19 protein-coding genes and 1 pseudogene are annotated in these 20,140 nt (G+C 69.6%); 16 read left to right on the top strand and 4 right to left on the bottom strand.

The annotated features are described in order from the left end of the window. Positions 1-4: 4 nt before the first annotated feature. Both MEBOL_RS15630 and MEBOL_RS15625 read right to left on the bottom strand, forming a co-directional pair. Positions 5-889, bottom strand: a complete 885-nt coding sequence (locus MEBOL_RS15630; protein ID WP_095978183.1) for an alpha/beta fold hydrolase — start codon at positions 887-889, stop codon at positions 5-7. Then, positions 882-1,580: a lysophospholipid acyltransferase family protein gene (locus MEBOL_RS15625; RefSeq protein WP_245919797.1), complete on the bottom strand. Its 699-nt coding sequence runs from the start codon at positions 1,578-1,580 to the stop codon at positions 882-884. Before MEBOL_RS15625 ends, MEBOL_RS15630 begins: the two co-directional genes overlap by 8 nt. A 480-nt stretch (positions 1,581-2,060) precedes the next feature. On the opposite strand from MEBOL_RS15625, the gene MEBOL_RS15620 reads away from it, so the two are divergent. From MEBOL_RS15620 to MEBOL_RS15590, 7 genes are all read left to right on the top strand, one after another. After that, on the top strand, positions 2,061-2,597 hold the full coding sequence (locus tag MEBOL_RS15620; RefSeq protein WP_095978181.1) for a cell wall protein: 537 nt from the start codon (positions 2,061-2,063) through the stop codon (positions 2,595-2,597). A 92-nt stretch (positions 2,598-2,689) separates the two neighbouring features. Continuing rightward, complete coding sequence (locus MEBOL_RS15615; RefSeq protein WP_095978180.1) at positions 2,690-3,556, top strand: tryptophan 2,3-dioxygenase; 867 nt, start codon at positions 2,690-2,692, stop codon at positions 3,554-3,556. 75 nt (positions 3,557-3,631) lie between these two features. Then, positions 3,632-4,408: a hypothetical protein gene (locus MEBOL_RS15610; RefSeq protein ID WP_095978179.1), complete on the top strand. Its 777-nt coding sequence runs from the start codon at positions 3,632-3,634 to the stop codon at positions 4,406-4,408. A 168-nt stretch (positions 4,409-4,576) separates the two neighbouring features. Beyond that, positions 4,577-6,808: an ATP-binding protein gene (locus MEBOL_RS15605; RefSeq protein ID WP_095978178.1), complete on the top strand. Its 2,232-nt coding sequence runs from the start codon at positions 4,577-4,579 to the stop codon at positions 6,806-6,808. A gap of 148 nt (positions 6,809-6,956) precedes the next feature. Continuing rightward, positions 6,957-8,456 (top strand): adenylate/guanylate cyclase domain-containing protein, encoded by a 1,500-nt coding sequence (locus tag MEBOL_RS15600; RefSeq protein ID WP_245920075.1) that lies wholly within the window; start codon positions 6,957-6,959, stop codon positions 8,454-8,456. A 10-nt stretch (positions 8,457-8,466) separates the two neighbouring features. Beyond that, positions 8,467-8,889 carry a type II secretion system protein GspG gene (locus tag MEBOL_RS15595; RefSeq protein ID WP_245919796.1) on the top strand — a complete coding sequence of 141 codons (423 nt, stop codon included), beginning with the start codon at positions 8,467-8,469 and terminating at the stop codon, positions 8,887-8,889. A 118-nt stretch (positions 8,890-9,007) separates the two neighbouring features. Beyond that, positions 9,008-9,586: a Fis family transcriptional regulator gene (locus tag MEBOL_RS15590; protein ID WP_095978176.1), complete on the top strand. Its 579-nt coding sequence runs from the start codon at positions 9,008-9,010 to the stop codon at positions 9,584-9,586. Positions 9,587-9,594: 8 nt separating this feature from the next. On the opposite strand, the gene MEBOL_RS15585 is transcribed toward MEBOL_RS15590, so the two are convergent. Then, a complete protein-coding gene (locus MEBOL_RS15585) occupies positions 9,595-10,062 on the bottom strand; it encodes a hypothetical protein (RefSeq protein ID WP_095978175.1) in 468 nt (155 codons plus the stop codon). A 157-nt stretch (positions 10,063-10,219) separates the two neighbouring features. On the opposite strand from MEBOL_RS15585, the gene MEBOL_RS15580 reads away from it, so the two are divergent. From MEBOL_RS15580 to MEBOL_RS15570, 3 genes are all read left to right on the top strand, one after another. Then, positions 10,220-10,783, top strand: coding sequence for an O-acetyl-ADP-ribose deacetylase (locus MEBOL_RS15580; RefSeq protein WP_095978174.1), 564 nt, complete (start codon positions 10,220-10,222; stop codon positions 10,781-10,783). Between the two features lie 85 nt (positions 10,784-10,868). After that, positions 10,869-11,303 (top strand): hypothetical protein, encoded by a 435-nt coding sequence (locus MEBOL_RS15575; RefSeq protein WP_095978173.1) that lies wholly within the window; start codon positions 10,869-10,871, stop codon positions 11,301-11,303. Positions 11,304-11,420: 117 nt separating this feature from the next. Then, positions 11,421-11,864 carry a hypothetical protein gene (locus MEBOL_RS15570; protein ID WP_095978172.1) on the top strand — a complete coding sequence of 148 codons (444 nt, stop codon included), beginning with the start codon at positions 11,421-11,423 and terminating at the stop codon, positions 11,862-11,864. 117 nt (positions 11,865-11,981) lie between these two features. Here MEBOL_RS15570 and MEBOL_RS15565 read toward each other — a convergent pair whose 3' ends face one another. Further along, on the bottom strand, positions 11,982-12,635 hold the full coding sequence (locus MEBOL_RS15565; RefSeq protein WP_095978171.1) for an SCO family protein: 654 nt from the start codon (positions 12,633-12,635) through the stop codon (positions 11,982-11,984). Positions 12,636-12,862: 227 nt separating this feature from the next. Between MEBOL_RS15565 and MEBOL_RS15560 the strand changes: the two genes are divergently transcribed. The 6 genes and pseudogenes from MEBOL_RS15560 (at position 12,863) to MEBOL_RS15535 (ending at position 19,942) form a co-directional block, all read left to right on the top strand. Continuing rightward, a complete protein-coding gene (locus MEBOL_RS15560) occupies positions 12,863-15,778 on the top strand; it encodes a PAS domain-containing protein (RefSeq protein ID WP_245919795.1) in 2,916 nt (971 codons plus the stop codon). Between the two features lie 22 nt (positions 15,779-15,800). Further along, positions 15,801-16,488 (top strand): annotated as a pseudogene (sitA6, locus tag MEBOL_RS15555) (SitA6 family polymorphic toxin lipoprotein). A 4-nt stretch (positions 16,489-16,492) separates the two neighbouring features. After that, positions 16,493-17,206, top strand: coding sequence for a SitI6 family double-CXXCG motif immunity protein (gene sitI6 / locus MEBOL_RS15550; protein WP_095978168.1), 714 nt, complete (start codon positions 16,493-16,495; stop codon positions 17,204-17,206). 48 nt (positions 17,207-17,254) lie between these two features. Continuing rightward, positions 17,255-17,938, top strand: a complete 684-nt coding sequence (gene sitA6 / locus MEBOL_RS15545) for a SitA6 family polymorphic toxin lipoprotein (protein WP_095978167.1) — start codon at positions 17,255-17,257, stop codon at positions 17,936-17,938. Positions 17,939-17,945: 7 nt separating this feature from the next. After that, complete coding sequence (sitI6, locus tag MEBOL_RS15540; RefSeq protein WP_095978166.1) at positions 17,946-18,659, top strand: SitI6 family double-CXXCG motif immunity protein; 714 nt, start codon at positions 17,946-17,948, stop codon at positions 18,657-18,659. 161 nt (positions 18,660-18,820) lie between these two features. Then, positions 18,821-19,942 (top strand): LysM peptidoglycan-binding domain-containing protein, encoded by a 1,122-nt coding sequence (locus MEBOL_RS15535; RefSeq protein ID WP_095978165.1) that lies wholly within the window; start codon positions 18,821-18,823, stop codon positions 19,940-19,942. The last annotated feature ends 198 nt before the right edge of the window (positions 19,943-20,140 follow it).

Genomic DNA, 20,140 nt, shown 5'->3' with positions numbered 1-20,140 from the left:
GGCCTCACGTGTCGTGTTGGGAGAGGAAGTCGCCGACGAAGGCATTGAAGGCGTCGGTGTGACTCATGTAGGGCAGGTGGCTGGCCTCGCGCAGGACTTCCAGGCGGGCGCCAGGAATGCGGGCCGCCACGTCCCGGGCGGAGGACAGGGGCACGAGCTTGTCTCGGCCTCCGTGAAGGACGAGCGTGGGCACGCGCAGTTGCTCGAGCCGCTCCAGGTAGTCCGCGTCGAGGATGTCCTTGAGCCGTCGCAGCATTTCCAGGGGCGAGAGCCGGCGCGCCTCGCGGACGATCTCCGCGCGCCCCTCGGGGGGCAGGTAGCGCCCGCCCATGACTCGCGCCACGGTGGGAGCGAAGAGGAAGGCGAAGGGTTTGGGAATGCGCACCAGGGTGGACAGGGCCACCGCGCCCCGGCGGATGCGTTGCACGCTCGCCACGGGAGACACGAGCACCAGGGCCTTGAGCCGCTCGGGGTGCTCGAGGGCGAACGCCAGGGAGACGAGGCTGCCAAAGGACGAGCCCACCAGGGCGAAGCGCCCGGGCAATCCCGCGTCCGGATGCGCCAATGACGCGACATTCCATTGCAGCGGGGTATGGGTCAGCGGGGTGTGCGGGGGCGGCGTCCACAGGAGCAGCCGCCAGTCGGGGGCGAGCGGACGCATGGGCGCGAAGGAGCGGCCCGAGGCGCCGAGCCCTGGCAGACAGACGACGGTGCGAGTGGGGTCCGTGCTCCCCTGGGGAAAGGTGAACAGCCGGGTGGGAGCCCCTCGGACGAGCCGCTCCTCGCACGGCAATTCATAGCCGTGCTGGATCTCCCCGGGCGCGGGGACGAGGCGTGGAGGCGCCGGGGGGGACGAGGAGGGAGCGGGGGGGAGGGAGGCCTCAGGCATGACAGGCTCGCACGAGGAGGTGGCGCACCCGGGAGGCGATGCGCTCGCGGAAGTGTTGCAATTGCTCATCCGAGGCGTCCGCGCGCGGGGGGAGCAGCGGCGCGCCGAGCACGAAGGTCATCCGCACGGGCAGGGGAAGGGGCCCCAATCCCAGCCCGAGGGGAACGCGGTATTTCTCACCGGGTGCGAGTGAAACGTGCCAGCGTTCATCCTCGGGACAGACGAAGGTGCCATCCACGCCATAGCCCGCGAAGGGAATGATGGGCACCTGGGCGCGGGCGGCCAGCCGCGCGAAGCCGAGCGTGCCCTCCCAACGCAGCGTGTAATGATGGCGGGGCTTCTTGAAGGTTTCCCAGGCACCCCCCGGATAGCAGACGACGAGGTGGCCCTCTCTCAGGGCGGCGAGGGCGTTGTCCCGCGTGCCCTCCACTCCACCCAGCCAGGGCAGCAAGGTCTTCACCAGGGGGATTTTGAAGAAGCCCCGTTCGGCCAATCCCTGTGGGTAACGGCCTGTAGCGCGGTGTAACAGATGGAAGAAGGCAGGTGTTTCGTATCCCCAGAGGCCGTGATTGCCCACCAGGAGCACCGGGCCGGCAGGGGGCAGGTGCTTCGTCTCCAGGAGCTGGGCACGGTGATAGCGCGCGGAGAGGGCGGCGCCCGTCTCGGCGAGGCGGAAGAACGCACGGCGCAAGGGATTCTCGGTGGTCTCCACGGGGAATGAAGTTGGGGATTGCCCGTTGGGACGGCACCTCCTCGGGACGGATTCGTGCTCGCCCGCCTCCCCGCCAACCCCTGCCCAGAAGTCGCGGGGAGTGTTGGATTACTCCCGAATCAACCACGCAGGACCCCGACGCGGAGTGGAACGCACGCGTTCGGAGGGAGGGTCCTCCTTGTCCTGACGGGTCAGGGTTGCCCCACGCGAGGCTTTGCGGCCGGAAACCAGATGCGCCACGCAGGCACTTTGTCTTCGTCTGGGTGGGCTGAACGGATGTGCAGATGTAGCAGTCCAAGGCGTGCCACTCGCGACATTTACTTCAATTTAATCGACAAAACGTGTCTTTATGGCGTTATGTTTGGTCAGCTGTTGTGTAGAACAGCCCCAACAGCAAATCCCCACGATGCGCCGGCCCGAGACGAGGCGGCCCATCACCAACGCAGAGGATCCACCCGCATGTCGGTCGACAAGGCTTTCCGAGAGATGGTTCGTAACGAGATCGAGGCGCAGCTCAAGCCGCTGCGCGACCTGGTCTCCCGGCTGGAGGCGGGCACGTCTGACCTCGACAGCCTGCGCAGCGTGGCCGAGCAGCTCGCGCCCCTGGCCAGCGCCGTGGGTCCCCTGTTTGGTGTCGCCAGTGGCGGCGGCCGCGCGTCCGCTCCGGCGGCGGGCCGCCGCAGCCCGGGCCGTCCTCCCAAGAGCGCCGCGGCTCCCGCCGCTTCCAGCTCGAGCGCCGGTGGCAAGCGCCGCGGCCGCAAGCCGGCGGACGAGGGTGGCGCGCGGGATTGCGCCATCCAGGGTTGTGGCAAGCCCAGCCGCACCAAGGGCTACTGCGCCGCGCACTACCAGAAGCTGCGCATGCTCGAGAAGACCAACCGCCGCCCCTCCGAGTGGAAGGACTACGCGGCTCCCAACAGCGTGGAAGACATCAAGCTGCCGCGCGGCCGCGCCGCCGCCAAGGCCCTCGCCGAGGCCCAGAAGAACGCGGGGTGATGCCCCCTCTTCCGGTGCCGTGAGCCGGAAGGCGGACCGGATTTTCCCCTCGGGGGCGAGTCCGGTCCTTGCGGGCCTCGGGGGGGCTCGCCATGCTCATCCTCATGAACAAGCGTGAGCTGGAGCCTGGAATCTTCACCGACCTGGCGGGTCGGACGACGTATGGCGAGTACTTGCAGCTGGATCGATTGCTCTCCGCGCAGGTCCCTCGCTCGCAGCCTCCCCACCACGACGAGCTGCTGTTCATCATCCAGCACCAGACGAGCGAGCTATGGATGAAGCTGCTCGTGCACGAGCTGACGGCCGTCATCCGCTACATCCAGAAGGACGAGCTCGAGCCGTCCTTCAAGATCTTCTCCCGGGTGGGACACATCCAACGGATGCTCTTCGAGCAGTGGAGTGTCCTGGAAACCCTCACCCCCAACGAGTACCTGGAGTTCCGCGGCGCGCTCGGGCAGGCCTCGGGCTTCCAGAGCCATCAATACCGAGCCCTGGAGTTCCTGCTCGGCCACAAGAATGAAGCAACGCTCGCTCCCTTCCGCCATTTGTCCAACGAGTACGCTCAATTAGAGCGGCTGTCGGCTTCACCCAGTGTCTATGACGAGTTCCTGCGGCACCTGTCGCGCAAGGGCCATGCGGTCCCCGGGGATCGCATCGAGCGGGATTGGCGTCAGCCCTATGAGAAGAGCGACGCGGTGGTGGAGGTCTTCCGCCTCATCTACCAGGACCCCGAGCGGCATTGGGACGCCTACGAGATGTGCGAGAAGCTGGTGGACGTGGAGGAGCGTTTCCAGTTGTGGCGCTACCGCCACATGATGACCGTGATGCGTGTCATCGGTTTCAAGTCCGGGACGGGCGGCTCCTCGGGAGTGGGCTTCCTGCGCAAGGCGTTGGACCTGCGCTTCTTCCCGGAGCTGTGGGATGTGCGTACGGAACTCACGCCGCCCACGGGCCGCTAGCGAGCGTTTTCGAGTGTTCATCTGGCGGCCCGGGGGGGATGAGGGCCGTTTGAGCCCCATGCTAGAGCGGGCGGCATGCTCGTGCTTCCACTCGCCGTCCTGTTGTCGGCCACGCCTCCCTCCCTGGAGGGGTGGAGCCGCCGGGCCTGTCCTCCTCCAAAGCAGACACCCGAGTCCAACGTCGAGCTGAAGGTCATGGAGGAGCAACACGCGGAGTGTTTGCGCAAGGCCATGGAGCGGGCGCTCGGCAAGGCGTTGCTGACCCTCAAGAAGTCCCGGCCGGCGGCCGTCCAACAGGCCGTGGCGTTGCAAGCGGACTATGACCGCTGGGTGGTGGAGGCCTGCTCCACCCTGGAGGAGGCCAACTGGGTGGACCTCACCTCGGGCGAGCGCTCCATGGGCACGGGGTATGGTTTCACGATGAGTGAGTGCCGGCAGCGTCAGTATTCCTGGCGGGGCTTCTACGCGGACATCTGGGCGCGCGGGCACTGGAGCGCCTTGGATGCCGTCTTCCGGGCGCAGGGAGGCCCGGCGGAGACGACGCGCCAATCCCTGCTCGACTACCGGGATCGGGCGCGGCGAAGCGCGGCCCGCGCGCCCGCCCAGGCGGCCGTGAGGGCGTCCGCCCTGCCCCAGCGCAAACTCTCCCGGGAGGATTGGAAGACCTATCTCGAGCGGCTGGACCGAGCCATCGCCGGTCCGGAGGGGCTCGCCCGCCGTCAATGCGCGCTCCTGCCCACCGCCCCCGAGGACTGCACCCAGCGCCTCGCCGACAGCCTCGTCGCGCAGTTGGACTTTCCCGAGGCCCTGCGCGCCTCCTCCCGCCACCCGCCCGCCCGCTCCGAGCCTTGAAGGGAGCCGTCAACCCGCCCACCCTGGAAGAGCCACCATCTCGGATTGGACGCTCGGGGCGGGAGTGGGTAGGCAAACGTCACCCGTCATGACAGGCTGGGGCCTCGTCCGGGGGGGGAGTTCAGTCCGGGCGGGGGGGTGGGCATGCGAATGCCCCAAGAAGATGTCATGTCCGTCGTGGAGCGCATGTCGCATGCGTTGGAGCGGCTCGCGTTGGCTCCGGCGAGCACGGCCATGTTGCGGGAAGTGGTGCATGCCGCCGCCGCGGCGTTGGGATTGAAGCGCGTGGCCATTGCCTGGCTGGGCGCGGATGGGCTGCTGTCGACGCAGGCGGCCCCGGGCCCCATGCCCGAGGCGCTGTCCGACGGCGTCCAGGATTCGTGGGAGGCCTCGCTGGTCCATGCGGTGCGCGGCGCCAGGGGGAGTTGTCTGGGAATGTTGCTGGGGTGCGCGGAGGCGCCGCGTGACTTCTCCGGGGAGGAGCGGCGGCGCTTCGCCCTCTTCGCGCAACTCGCGGGTCTGGCCCTCGAGCGCGTCCGGCAGGGCGCGGCCCCGGTGGCGGCGGAGGGGCCTTCCGGATGCCTGGACGAGGCCGGATTCGCGGCGAGGGCCCTGGCGGAGGCGGCGGACGCACGGCTGCGGCTGCTCGCGGACGTGGGGACGATGCTCTCCGGCCCGGTCGAATGGGAGACGGCGGTGTCCTCGGTGGCGCAGCTCGCGGTGGGGGCCTTCTCGGACTGGTGCGCGGTGGACTTCCTCGACGCGCACGGCGCCCTGCGGCGGCTCACTGTGCGGCACGCGTGGCCCGAGCGCATGCCGCGCACCGCCGCGCTCGAGGCCTGTACCCCCGAGCGCGCCCGCCCCTCGGCCATCACCGAGGTGGTGCGCTCGGGCCGTGCCCAGCTCCTCACGGGGCTTGGCGTGTCCGACCCGGCCGCGGCGGACGGAGGCCCGGAGTCCGAGGGCGGCTCGCTCCTCGTGGTGCCCCTGGTGGCGCGCCATCGCACCCTGGGGGTCATGTCCTTCGTCCGAGGCCCCTCGAGCACGCCCTTCACCGCGGCGGATCGCTCGCTCGCGGGGGACGTGGCGGTGCGCGTGGGGTTGACCATCGACAACGCGCGGCTCCTGCGCGAGGCGCGCGAGGCGGAGGCCGAGGCCCGGCGCCACGCGTCGCGCCTGCGCGTCCTCGTGGACGTGGACCGGATGCTGGCCGAGGCGGGGTTGGACTTGCCCGCGGTGCTGGACGTCATCGCCCACAAGGTGTCCGAGGTGATGGGCGACGGGTGCGTGTTGCAGCTCTCGTGCGAGGAGGGCGCCTTCCTGGAGCCCGTCGCCATCCACCACCCGGACCCCGAGGCGCGCTGGCTGCTGTCGGGCACGGTGCACGCGCGGCGGCAACGGCTGGGGGATGGCCTGCACGGGGGCGTCGTGCTGCGGGGGCAGGCGGTGTTGCTACCGGACGTGGACGCGGAGACGGCGCGGGCCTCGGGGGGGCTGCCGGAGTACCTGCCCTTCCTGGAGCGCTACGGTGCCCAGAGCCTGCTGGTGGTGCCGCTCGTGGCCAAGCAGCGGGTGTTCGGCACGCTCGGGGTGGTGCGCGACGTGGCGGGAGGCAACTGGCCCTATGGCGAGGAGGATGGGCTGCTGCTGCGCGGCCTGGCCGAGCGCGCCGCCCTGGCCATCGCGGACGCGCGGGCCTTTGTCGCCGTCACCGAGGCGGTGCGCCTGCGCGATGATTTCCTGTCGGTGGCGGGGCACGAGCTCAAGACGCCGCTGAGCGCGCTCCGATTGCAGATCCAGATGCTCGGGCGCATGACGCGGGACGTGGCCGCGTCGCAGGACCTGGCCCAGCGCGTGGCCCGGGCCGAGCGGACGAGCGAGCGGTTGGGGGCGCTCGTGGACGAGCTGCTGGACGCGGGGCGCATCACCTCCGGGCGGCTGAAGCTGGAGCGCGAGGAGATGGACCTGGCGCAGCTCACGCGCGACGCGGTGGGGCGCATGACGGACGCGCTGGGCCGGGGGGGCAGCGAGGTGCGGCTGATCGCGGACGAGGAGGTGGTGGGACGGTGGGATCGGGTGCGGCTCGAGCAGGTGCTCGGCAACCTCCTGTCCAACGCGGCCAAGTATGGACGGGGCCGGCCCGTGGAGGTGCGCGTGGAGAGGGGCGGCCGGGGGGCGGTGCGCCTGGTGGTGAAGGACCAGGGCATTGGCATCGCGCCGGTGGATCAACCGCGCATCTTCGAGCGCTTCGAGCGCGCCGTGACGGACCGGCAGTTCACGGGCCTGGGTCTCGGGTTGTGGATCTCAAGGGAGATCATCGACGCGCACGGGGGCTCCATCCAGGTGCACAGCGCTCCCGGTGAGGGTGCCACCTTCACCGTGGAGCTGCCGCGAGAGTAGGCGGAACTTTCCCGTCTGTCTGTGTTCGAGGGGGACCGGGGAGCCATCGGGAGTGTGACCCCGGCGGAGCGCTGGGGTAGGCTCGGCGCGTCTGGAATCACCCCTCACGGAGGTAGAGCATCCGTTGACCCGTCCGACCCTGGACAACGTGCCGACCGCGGCCCCGGCCGCCCCGGGGCGCGTGGACAGTCCGCTCTTTGGCGAGCTCCTGCTCAAGCTCGGCATCGTCACGCCCAACCAGATCGAGGAAGCGCTCGCGCTGCAGTCCCTCAACGGACAGCGCCTGGGCGAGGCGCTCATCTCGCTCGGCTACGTCACGCGCGAGCAGATTCAATCGGCCCTGGGCGAGGCGCTCGGCCTGAACGCGCCGCCCCCGGGGGCGCTCCCCATCCAGCCGCCGCTGGGCGAAGTGCTCGTGGGGCTCAAGTACCTCACCGTCACCCAGCTCGACGAGGCGCTCGCCCACCAGCGCCGCTCGGGCCGCAAGCTGGGGGAAATCCTCGTGGAGCAGGGCTACTGCTCCTACAAGCAGCTCTACGAGGGGCTCGCCCTGCAGGGCCGCGCGGGCCGTCCGGAGCCCGAGCCGCGCACCCAGCCGCTCGAGGGCCACCACCGCGTCATGGTGGTGGATGACAGTCCGCTCGCGTGCGCCTTCGTGCAGGACGGGCTCGTCTCGCTCGGCTACGAGGTGGTGTGCTTCCAGGATCCCTACGAGGCCCTGGAGCAGGTGAACAAGGTGCTGCCGGCCATCGTGCTGAGCGACCTGGACATGCCGGGGCTGGACGGGGTGGAGCTGTGCCGCCGGCTCAAGGAAGGCCCCACGCGGGCCATGCCCGTCATCATCCTCACGGCCAACGACAACGAGGCCGAGCGCGTGGGCGGCCTGCGCGCGGGCGCGGACGACTACGTCAACAAGTCCGCCTCCATGGACGAGCTGGCCGCGCGGATTGAAAGCGTCATGCGCCGCACGGGCGAGACCGAGCGCATGCGCAAGCTCTTCGCCCGCTACACCTCGGACGCGGTGGTGGAGGAAATCCTCAAGAGCCCGGACTCGGTGGTGCTCACGGGCGAGAAGCGCGAGGTGACGACGCTCTTCGCGGACATCCGCAACTTCACGGGGCTCGCGGACAGCCTGCCGCCCGAGCAGACGGTGGGTGTGCTCAACCAGGTGCTGGGCGGCCTGTCCGACGCGGTGCTCACCTGCGGGGGCACGCTGGACAAGTTCCTCGGGGATGGGCTGATGGCGGTGTTCGGCGCGCCCGTGTTCCGCTCGGACGACGCCCTGCGCGCGCTGCAGTCCGCGAAGATGATGATGGTCTTCATGGGCGAGCTGCGCCAGAAGGCCGAGGCGGAGTGGGCCACCACGCGCCAGGGCCGGCCGCTCACGCTGGAGCTGGGCATTGGCATCAACACGGGCGTGGCGGTGGCGGGCAACATCGGGGGCGCCGTGCGCGCCGAGTACACCTGTATCGGGGACGCGGTGAACGTGGCCGCGCGCCTGTGTGCCCTGGCCGGCCCGGGGGAAATCCTCGTGGGCGAGCGCACCGTGGCCGTCCTGCCTGGCCATGAGGCGGGCTTCGAGGAGTTGCCACCCGTGCGACTCAAGGGCAAACCCCATCCGGTGCCGCTCTTCCGCGCGCTGTGGTAGTCCCCGAGGGGTGACCGCCGCCCCTCCGAGCTCCCCGAATCCGAAGAGCGCCCCCGCGCGCCGCATCCACCCGATGGTGTTCTTCCTGGCCCTGGCCCCCGTGCTCATCGGCCTGGCCGTGTGGCTCGGTCTGACGGGCAAGCACGACCCCGGCCAGGACCAGGCCCACGCCGACTTCGCCCGCATCAGCTCCGCGCTCGAGGAGTACCGGGCCGAGCATGGCTCCATCCCCGAGGAGGGGGATTTGTCCTTCCTCGTGCCCCGCTATTTCTCCTCGGTGCCCACGGACCCCTGGGGCCACCCCTACGCCTACGCGAGCGATGGGAAGAAACCCTTCCTCCAGTCCTACGGCGAGGATGGATTGAGGGGAGGCAATGGCTCCAATCAGGATCATACCAACTACGACGGGCACCCCGTTCCTACCGGGCGGTAGGCGTTTTCGAGCGCGCGAGGCCGGTTTTCCGGCCCGCGAGTGCTCTTCCGGGTTCGACGGATAACCCCTCCTTGCGCTAAAGTCTGTCCATGAGCGGTCATGACCAGGGAGGTCGCCTTTGACACCGAGGGGGTATGGTGAAGAGGAGCTGCTAGCGAACCGGGCGTCGGTGCTGCTGACGGGGGGAACCGAGGACGAGCGGCGCACGTGGGCCACCGTGGCGGCGCGCAACTTCCTTCAGGAAGGCGCGCTGGTGGAAGTCCGCCAGAACGAGCAGGTCACCGAGGCCCTCAAGCGCCCCCGGGGGGTGGTGTTCATCCCCGACGTGGCCCGGCTGAACTTCGTCGCCCAGGGGCTCATCGTGCGCTGCCTGCAGACGCAGGAGGAGCGGCCCAAGGTGGTCGTGGGACTGTCGGGGGGGGTGGAGCCCGCGCGAGGCAAGGGCACCCTGCGCGAGGACCTGCTCTACCGGCTCCAGCGGGCCCATGTGGACCTGGCGGCCGAGGGCATGCGGGAGCGGGTGGCCCAGCGCCGCGTGCAACTCGCCGCCGAGGAAGCCGCTCGCAAGGCCGAGGCCGAGCGGCTGGCCGCGGAGAAGGCCGCGCAGATGAAGGCGGCGGGCATCTCGGTGAAGACGGGCCGCATGCACAGCCGCTCCGCGCCCCGCGCCGCCTCCCCCAAGGTGACTCGCGGCTGAGGCGGCCGTCAGTGGCCGTGTTTCTGGCCGCGCTTGGCCTTGAATCCGCCCGCCGGGGCGGTGACGCGCTTGGGCGCCGTGGCCGAGGCCGTCGTCTTGCGCCCCTGGCTGCGTGACTTCGTCGAGGGCCGCGGGGCTTCCGGCTCGGCCGAGACGGAGATGCGCAGGGGGTTGCGCGCGGGCCTCGCGCCCCGGATGCGCTGCTCCACCGCCCGGGCCTCCTCCAGGATGCGCTCCGCGGTGGCCTGGGCCTGGACGCTGATGCCGGGTGCCTGGGGCCGGGTCCGCTCGCTCCTCTCCAGGGGCGTCTCGAGCGGCTGCTCCGCCTCGGCCTTCTGGGCGAGCGTCGCCTGGAGCTTGTCCACGGCCTTGGCCGCCGCGGTGGTGCCTTCCACCAGATAGTGGACGCCTCGGTTTCCCGCCTTCACCGCCACCTGCTTCAACTTCCCCACCAGGCGCGCCTTGAGAGTCGCCATGTCCGTGTCCCTCCCTATCATGTGAGCTGTCGTGCGTTGTTTGGACGCCCGGACAAGGTATGCATGGACCCTGGGACTGGAAGCGCCGCGTCAAACCGGGGTGTTCGGCTTGCTTGCCCGGACCCCCGCCCGAGGGGCACATTGCCAGGAGCCACCCATGAGTGACGCCCCTTCGAGCGACGCCTCTTCTTCAACGGACCGGCTGGTGTTGATGCGCGGAGACCTCACGACGGTGGCCGCGGACGCGCTGGTGAACACGGCCAACGCCTCGCTCATGGGCGGGGGGGGCGTGGACGGCGCCCTGCACCGCGCGGCCGGGCCGCGGTTGCGCGCCGAGTGCCGCAAGCTCCGGGGTTGTCCCATGGGGGAGGCCCGCATCACCGGCGCCGGGCTCCTGCCGGCCCGCTATGTCATCCACGCCGTGGGCCCGATGTGGCGCGGGGGGCAACACGGCGAGCGCGAACTGCTCGCCAACTGCTACCGCCAGGTCTTCGCGCTCGTCGAGGCGCATGACCTGCGCTCGGTGGCCTTTCCCTCCATCGCCACGGGCGTGTACGGCTTTCCCATCGAGGAGGCGGCCCCCATCGCCCTGCGCGCCATGCTCTCCGCGCTCGAGCGGCTTGCCTCCCTCGAGCGCGTGACGGCCGTGCTCTTCTCCGACGCGGACCTGGCCGTGTACCGCCGGACCCTCGACGCCCTGCGCACCCCATCCCCTGCTTGACGGATGGCCGGTGTCTGGCCGCACCCCAAGTGCTGGGCTAGAGTTTCGGGCTTCCCTCTTGATGGTTTGAATTGGAGTCCTTCCGATGAGCCAGCAGAAGCCCCGTAAGCCGCTCTCCGCCGAGCAGATCCGCGCCAAGGTCCTGGAGGATCCCGACAGCAAGCGCATCGCGAAGGCGGTGGGCCTGGACCTGGCCGCCTACGCGGACAAGGTGGTCGACTACGCGATGAACCCGGACAAGGAGCCCCAGCTCCAGGTGGCTTCGGACGAGGCGCTGCGCGCCGCCGGCTACGACCCGCCCAGCGCCGAGGACGTGGGCAAGTTCTTCCTCGCCGGCGCCAATGGGGAACTCGGCCTGGAGACGGTGCGCCTGGATCGCTCCGGCTTCGACGCCTCCCCGAATGGCGCGGGCAAGCCCTCGCTCTCGGGCACCGAGGGCCAGAAGCAGGCCACCGTGGACAGCGCGAAGAGCCAGGAGCTGATGGACCAGGTCCGCAAGGGCGGCGGAAGAATCAATTAATCCCCGACGCAACTCGGAAATTCGCCCCCCGATAATCCTTTTGTACTCCCCCTCACGGGGGGCTCCTGACAAACACCTTCCGGTCCTCGCGGCTGGATACAAAACGAGGTTTCTCACATGGGTCTGTTGAGCGGAATCAAGGACAAGCTGGGCGGAATCGGCAAGCTGCTGGGCAAGGCCGCGGGTGCGGTGGGCAAGATCGCCGACGTGGTCGGCAAGGTCACCGACTTCATCCAGAAGCCGCTCAGCAAGCTGATGGAGCCCATCAAGAAGCTCGTCGGCAACGTCCTGGACAAGCTGCCCTTCGGCATCGGCAACTTCATCAAGCCCTTCGCCGACAAGTTCCTCGACAACGCCCTGTCCTTCGTCGCCGGCGGCCCGCTGGGCGGCCTGGGCTTCCTCGCCAAGGCGATGCCCACCATCTCCAAGATTGGCGACCTGGCCCAGACGGTCGGCGGCATCGCCAACAAGGTGAGCGACTCCATCTCCCCCGAGGGCAACATCAACCTGCAGAACATCTTCGCCCACGCTCACGCCCAGAAGCTGCTCACGGCGGAGTAGTGGCTCGCTTCACCGCCCCGATGAGGGGCGCCGTGCCCCGATGAGGGGCCGTGAACGCGAATCAGGGCCGGTCCTCCCGAGCGTCGAGCCCGGGGGCACCGGCCCTTCGTCTTTTGCCTACCCGCCCGAGCCCAAGAGCCACCCGGCGTCCTGGCGCAGCCGCTCCACCGCGTCGTCGTCCTCGCTGTTGTAGTAGCCGCGGATCTCCCCCGAGCCGTCCACCAGCACGAAGTGCGAGCCGTGGAAGATGCTGGGGATGTCGTTCTCGTCCTCGCCGTTGCGGCCCATGGCGATCTTGAATCCCCCCACGACGGTCTCCTGCAGGCGCGTGTAGTCGCCGGTGAGGAAGCTCCAGCGCGCCGGATCCGCGTGGTAGCGGGCCGCGTATTCGGTGAGCCGCTCGGGGGTGTCGTACTTCGGGTCCACGGAGAAGGACACGAGCGCCAGGTTCTCTCCCTCCGTCAGCTTCTGCAGCCGCGCCATCTTCTGGGTGAAGACGGGGCAGATGGTGGGGCAGCGGGTGAAGATGAAGTTGGCCACGAAGGGACGGCCGAGCAGCTGCGCGCGTCCGAAGGGCTGGCCGTCCTGGCGGGTGAAGGTGAAGTCCGGCAGCGCGCCGAGCCGCTGCGGGGGCACGGGGCCCGGGCGCATCACCGCCATGCCGAGCAGCAGCAGACACGCCGCGGCGGTGGCGGCCAGGGCCACCCAGAACGAGGAGTTCACGAAACGCGTGGGCGCGGAGGCGGGAGTCGTCGAGGTGTCGGTGGACATGGCGGGGCTGTCCGTCCCCCTAACGGATGCGCCCCGGAGGCACAAGGCCCCCTCCCGGCGGGGCGGTCCGCCTGCCTCTCGGTGGACCCTGGACCCCTGGGTGTCCGCCAACCCTCCCTTGGAGCGGTGGGCGTCCAACAGTCGGAACTCCCGTCGTGAGCGGCTGTCACCGGGCTTTGCTAAGCCAGTGGGGGTACGCATCCATGCCTATTTCCGAGCCGTCCAGAGTGCCCCCCCGTGGGCAGGAGAGCCACTACTACAAGGGAGTGGATCCCCTGCTCGATGGTGTCACCGACGGCATCCTCGTGGTGGATGGAGCCTGGCGGGTGTCGTGGCTCAACGCCGTCCTCGAGCGGTGGGTGGGTCGCCCCCGGGAGGGGCTGATCGGACGGTTGTTGTGGGAAGCCCTGCCGGAGCTGGCGGACAGCCCCTTCGCGGCCGCGTGGCGCCGGGCCCTGGCCGAGCGCACGTTGGTGCTCCTGGAGGACTTCCTCGCCCCGGCCGGGGTGTGGCTCGAGTCGCGGGCATTCCCCTCGGGGGAGGGCCTGGTCGTCTTCACGCGCGACGTGACGGAGCGCCGCCTGGTGGAGAACGAGCGGGTGCGGCTCTTGTCCGCGGAGCACGTGGCGCGCACGGCCATCGACGGGGAGCGCGCGCGCTTCCAGGAGATGCTGATGCTGGCGCCCACCGCGGTGAGCATCACCCGGGGCCCCGAGCACCGCTTCGTCTTCTCCAACCTCCTGCACCGGCGCTTCTACGGCAACCGGGAGCTGGTGGGCCTGCCCGTGCGCGAGGCCCTGCCGGAGCTCGCGGGGCAGGGCGTCTTCGAGGTGATGGACCGCGTCTACGCCTCGGGTTGCACCTATGTGGGCCGCGAGCGGCTGGTGAAGGTTCCCCGCGAGGGCGGCGGCCGCGAGGAGATGTTCTTCGACATCGCCTACCACCCCCAGCGAGACAGCGCCGAGCGCGTGGAGGGCGTGGCCATTTTCGCCTATGACGTGACGGACCTGGTGCGCTCGCGCCGCACCGCCGAGGCGCTCGCGAGCGACCTGGGGCACAGCGAGGCGCGCTTTCGCTCCCTCGTGGCGGCCATGACGGACATCACCTGGGCCTCGCCTCCCTCGGGGGAGTTCATCGAGGACCAGCCCACGTGGCGCGCCTTCACCGGACAGACGCGCGAGGAGCTGCTCGGCTGGGGGTGGCTGGACGCGGTGCACCCGGAGGATCGCGAGCGCGTGGCGCGCACCTGGGGCGAGGCGCTCGCGGCGTGCACGCCCTTCGAGCAGGAGTACCGGCTGCGAGGCGCGGATGGCGCGTACCGCCACATGTTCGCGCGCGCCGTGCCCGTGGTGGAGAAGGACGGCTCGGTGCGCGAGTGGGTGGGCGCCCTCCGGGACGTGACGCGCAAGCGCCTGGCGGAGACGGAGCTGGAGCGCCTGCTCGCGCGCGAGCAGCGCCACGCCGCGCAGTTGCAGGGGCTCGCGAGCGCCGCGCTCGTCATCAGCGAGGCGGACTCCATCGAGCACATGCTCAAGGCCATCACCGAGCAGGCGCGCGAGGTGATTGGCGCCCACCAGGCCATCACCAGCCTGGTGCTCGAGGGGGACTGGGCGATGGCGCGCGGGGCCGTGTCCGTGTCGGACAAGTACGCCTCGTGGCGCGACTGGGACGTGCGGTTGGATGGCTCGGGCATCCACTCCTGGGTGTGCCGGCTCAACCTGCCCATGCGCCTGTCCCAGCACGAGCTGGAGTCCCATCCGGCCTGGCGCGGCTTCAACCGCCACACCACGCCGCGCGCGCCTCCCTTGCGCGGCTGGCTCGGCGCGCCCCTGGTGGGACGGGATGGCCGCAACATGGGCCTCATCCAGCTCACGGACCGCAACGAGGGGGACTTCAGCCCCGAGGACGAGGCCATCCTCGTGCAGCTCGCGCGCATGGCCTCGGTGGCCATCGAGAACACCCGGCTGATGGCGGAGGCGCAGGCGGCCAACCGCGCCAAGGACGAGTTCCTCGCGGTGATGAGCCACGAGCTGCGCACGCCGCTCACGGCGGTGCTCGGCTGGACGCAGATGTTGCGCGGCCGCCAGGGGGACGCGCGCGCGCTGGAGAAGGGCCTGGGCGTCATCGAGCGCAACGCGCGCGCGCTCGCGCAGCTCATCGAGGACGTCCTGGACGTCTCGCGCATCATCACGGGCAAGCTCACGCTCCACAAGAAGGGCGTGGAGTGGGTGGGCGTGGTGCAGGCGGCGGTGGAGGTGGTGCGGGCCCACGCGGAACAGAAGGGCGTGTCGCTCTCGCTCGAGGTGGCGGTGGGGGGCAATGGCTCGGCGGTATTGGTGGGGGACCCGAGCCGTCTGCAGCAGGTGTGCTGGAACCTGCTGGTGAACGCGGTGAAGTTCACACCTTCGGGGGGGCAGGTGCGCGTGCGGGTGGCGCGCGGCGAGCGCGAGGTGTTGCTCCAGGTGACGGACACGGGCAAGGGCATCCGCTCGGAGTTCCTGCCGCACCTCTTCGAGCGCTTCTGGCAGGCGGACGGCTCGGCGACGCGCGAGCACGGGGGCTTGGGGCTGGGGTTGGCGATCGTCCACCACCTGGTGGGACTGCACGGCGGGGACGTGAGGGCGGAGAGCGCGGGCGAGGGCCGGGGTGCCACGTTCACGGTGACCTTGCCGGTGCCGGCGGTGCTGCCCGAGGTGCACGCGGAGGCGCTACCGGGAGCGGAGGCGGCGCCGGGGGTGAAGCTGGACGGGGTACAGGTGCTGCTGGTGGAGGACTCGCCGGACGCGCGCGAGCTCATCGCGCTGATGCTGCGCGAGCGGGGGGCGCGGGTGCGCACGGCGAACACGGCCAGCGAGGCGATGGACAGGCTTCAGGAGTCGATGCCGGACGTGTTGGTGTCGGACATCGGGTTGCCGGGAGAGGACGGGCACGCCTTGCTGCGGCGGGTGCGCGCGTGGGCGGAGGCGAGGGACCAATGGGTGCCGGCCATCGCGCTGACGGCGTACGCGGGAGCCGAGGACGCGCGGCGGGCGTACCGAGCGGGCTTCCAGGTGCACATGGCCAAGCCGTTGGAGCCCGTGGCGCTCCTGGAGGCCGTGGCGCGGCTCGCCGGGCGCACCGACGTGGACGCCCGGGTGGGGTGAGGCTCGGGTAGGGTCGGCTCCCATGGGGCGAGCGACAAGAGCCTGGGTCTTGCTGGTGGGGCTGCTCGCGGCGTGCGCGGGGACGAGCCCCCGGGTGGAGCAGGCCGCCGGGCCCGCCGAGGAAGTGACGTCCTGGGAGGAGGGCTGCGAGGACGCGCGCAATCTGGTGCTGGTGTGCCAGGAGGACGGAGAGGAGTGCGGCCTGTTCCCGTGCCGGGAGGTGTTCGCGTCCGAGGTGTTGCTGGCATACAGGGGCGGGGGGCGGAGGCATTCCGCTGTTCGGGGCGTCACCCGCGCCCAGGCGCTGGTGGGGACGCGCGCCTCCGGGCTGGCCTGGGAGCAAACAACCCGTCCTCACCTTCCGCTTCAACCGCCACTTCGACCCGAAGCCGCCGCCCTTCGCCCTGCCGCCGGGCCGTTGGGCTCGCCACCATCTCTTTCCCCAGGCCCCGGAACTCCGCAAATGGTTCCATAGACAAGGCGTGCCCAACATCCACCAGTACACGATCCTCATCCCCGAATCCGTCCACGTCCGGATTCATTCTGGAGGGGCTCGTGGCGGATTGTGGAATCAGGCGTGGACGAACTTCATCAGAGCCAATTCAACAGCGACGCCTGCGGAAATCTACCGGCACGCGGGGGAACTGCTCTATCGATTCCAACTGACGGGGCCCATTGTGCCGTATTACGGCGCAGCGCCCGTGAGGTGAGCGGATGTCCAGGTTCTACGAACTTCGAGCGGCCCGAGACTCAAGATACACGGGCGATGTCCACATGGACTTCAGGTGGCAACTGGCTGGAGTTCGCTGTCCTTCTTGTCAGATCACTGCCTCTGGAGGATTCACCGCCTATCCGAGCGTGGACCTCTCTTCGTGCCCCGTACGTGGGGCGTATGAAGAGGGCCGGGTGGAATCGCCCGAGGAGTTCTTTCGGTTGCGTGCGCAGTTGCGGCCATATGTACCGGCTGAAAAGCCCCTCTTGCCTGGAGTGCGGCTGGGTCCGCTGAAGGGGACGGCAATGGGGTCCTTCGGTTCCTTCTTCCTGCATTCGTTATGGGCGAATCTGATGCGGAATGATGCGTTGGCTCGATTGAAGGCCGAGGGCGTCCGGGGACTGAGTGGGTTTCCCACGGAACTGCGTTTCCGGCAGGACAGTCCGCCCGACCTGGTGGAGTTGGAAATCCTGCCGCATGGAGGGCTCCATCCGGAGTGCACTTCCGAGCGGCCCCCGGCTTGTCCCAGGTGTGGCCTGACGCATTTCCGTTTTCCCGACGAGCCCATCCTGGACGAGGCTTCGCTCCCCTCTCACACGGACCTGTTCCGCCTGAGTGACTTCGAGACCATCCTGATTGGGACCGAGCGGTTCGTCGAGGCCGTGCGGCGCCTGGGACTGGATGACATCGACATCCGCGAGGTGCCTGTGCGCTGAGACGGGCTTTCCGCTGGACGGATGTCCGGAGTAGTAGGGTCCGCTCCCATGGGGCGAGCGACAAGAGCCTGGGTCTTGCTGATGGGAGTGCTCGCGGCGTGCGCGGGGACGAGCCCCCGGGTGGAGCAGGCTGCTGGGCCCGCCGAGGAAGTGACGTCCTGGGAGGAGGGCTGCGAGGACGCGCGCAATCTGGTGCTGGTGTGCCAGGAGGACGGAGAGGAGTGCGGCCTGTTCCCGTGCCGGGAGGTGTTCGCGCCCGAGGTGTTGCTGGCGTACCGAGGAGGAGGCGGAGGCATTCCGCTGTTCGGGGCGTCACCCGCGCCTAGACGCTGGTGGGGGCGCGCGCCCGCGGGTTGGCCGGGGAGCAAACAACCCGTCCTCACCTTCCGCTTCAACCGCCACTTCGATCCGAAGCCGCCGCCCTTCGCCCTGCCGCCGGGCCGTTGGGCTCGCCACCATCTCTTTCCCCAGGCCCCGGAACTGCGCGACTGGTTCCATCAGCGGGGCGTGCCCGACATCCATCAGTACACGCTCCTCATCCCTGAATCCGTCCACGTCCGGATTCACTCTGGAGGCGCGCGGGGCGGCATTTGGAACCAAGCGTGGCGGGATTATAGAGACGCCCACCCTGGAGCGACGCCAACGGAGATCTACCGCCATGCGGGCGAACTGCTCTACCGGTTTCAACTGACGGGCTCCATCGTGCCGTACCACGGAGGAGTGCCGAGGTGATGCGTTCGTGAGATTCTATCGACTCAAGGGTCCTAGGGACTCCGCGTACACGGGCGATCTCGATGCCCGGCGCATGTGGGGGGCGCTGCCGGGGCTTCGTTGTCCTGAGTGCGGGGCGACCTGGGCAGGTGCTGCCACCGCCTACCCGAGCGTGGATTTGTCTTCTCTCGATGAGCGCGGGGCCTATGAAAAGGCCAGACCGGAACCCTTTGAGGAATTCGCGCGACTGCGTGAACTGGTGAGGCCCTTCGTCCCTTCCAGGGCCCAACTGCTTCCAGGGACTGCGTTTGGCTCATTGGTGGGAATCGCCGATGGAACCTTTGGCGCGTTCTTTCTTCACCTGGGGGGGATACGGCTGATCCAGCGCGAGGCGCTGGAGCGCTTGCAGGCCGAGGGAGTTCGCGGCTTGCGAGGCTTCCGCACGCAACTGCTCTTTCGACAGGAAAACCCCCCGGACCTCTGGGAACTGGAACTGCTTCCTCAAGGGCGACTGCATCCGGAGTGCACTCCGGAGCGGCCACCCGCCTGCGCGAAATGCGGCCGGGACGGTTTCCCGTTCCCCGACGAGCCCATCCTGGAGGGGGCCTCTCTGCCCACGGACACGGACTTGTTCGTGTTGAGCGACTTCGAGACCATCCTCATCGGGACCGAGTGGTTCGTCGAGGCCGTGCGGCGCCTGGGGCTGGATGACATCGACATCCGCGAGGTGCCCGTGCGCTGAGCCTCGGTGCCGGTTCCATCGGTACTCGAAGTTCAATGAATCCAAGGGGTTGCGTGCCAGGGGGCGGAGAAACGTCACAACCGCCGCAACCTTTTCTCAGCCGTTACGAGAATTGGATCACGGTTCACGCTTTTCCCCCTTCTCCACGGAGCCCCCCCACCATGAGCACCTACTCCGTCCGCAGTGGCGACACCCTGTCGGCTATCGCCAGCCGTTACGGCACCACCGTGAACAGCCTCGCCAAGGCCAACGGCATCAGCAACCCGAACCTCATCCGCACGGGGCAGAAGCTCAACATCCCGGGTTCCTCCGGTGCCGGCGCGGCGCCCCGCTCGGGCGGCTCCAGCTACACGGTGAAGTCGGGTGACACGCTCAGCGGCATCGCCCAGCGCCATGGCACCACGACGAGCGCCCTGGCCAAGGCCAACAACATCTCCAACCCCAACCTCATCCGCGTGGGGCAGAAGCTCACCATCCCCGGTGGCTCCGGCGCGAGCGCCCCCGCTCCCGCCCCGTCCAAGCCGACGCAGAACTACACGGTGAAGTCGGGTGACACGCTCAGTGGCATCGCCCAGCGCTTCGGCACCACCACGAGCGCCCTGGCCAAGGCCAACAACATCTCCAACCCCAACCTCATCCGCGTGGGGCAGAAGCTCACCATCCCCGGCGGCGACAGCTACCAGCCCGCGCCTCCCTCGGGTGGCACCGGCGGCGCGGGTCCCGTCACCGGCCCGACCCCCGCTCCCGGCAACGGCCAGGGCGGCGTGTCCCTGCAGCAGCTGCGCTCCATCATGCCCAACCTGTCGCAGGCCAAGGCGGAGCAGTACCTACCCCACCTCAACCGCGCCATGGCCGAGGCCGGCATCAACACCCCCATGCGCAAGGCCGCCTTCCTCGCGCAGCTCGCGCACGAGAGCGGCGAGTTCCGCTACATGGAGGAGATCGCCTCGGGTGCCGCCTACGAGGGCCGCAAGGACCTGGGCAACACCCAGCCGGGTGACGGCGTGCGCTTCAAGGGCCGTGGCCCCATCCAGCTCACGGGCCGCTCCAACTACCGCGCCGCGGGCCAGGCCCTGGGCATCGATCTGGAGAACAACCCCAAGCGCGCCGCGGATCCGGACGTGGGCTTCCGCACCGCCGCCTGGTTCTGGAACAGCCGCAACCTCAATTCCTACGCGGACGCGGGCAACTTCCGCGAGGTCACCCGCCGCATCAACGGTGGCTACAACGGGCTCGCCAGCCGCGAGGCCTATTACAACCGCGCGCTGAGCGTGCTGCGCTGAGCCTTTCTCCTTCTTGAAATAGGACCCCCCTGCTTCTCCGGGCGGTGGGGTCGGGGGACCGCGTGCGCCAGCCTGGGCCGCGGTCCTTTCTTTTTTCCCGCGGGCGGCCCCTCGCCCGCCTCCCGCTGGGCGGCCGTGCGGCCTTCCTCGGGAAGGCACCGCTTCACTCCCATGCGCACCCTCGGGGGAGCGGCACTC

Origin of the sequence: Melittangium boletus DSM 14713, assembly GCF_002305855.1 — a bacterium.
Taxonomy (GTDB): domain Bacteria; phylum Myxococcota; class Myxococcia; order Myxococcales; family Myxococcaceae; genus Cystobacter; species Cystobacter boletus.
The sequence above is the reverse complement of the archived record's forward strand: the minus strand, read 5'-3'. Positions and strand labels throughout refer to the sequence as shown.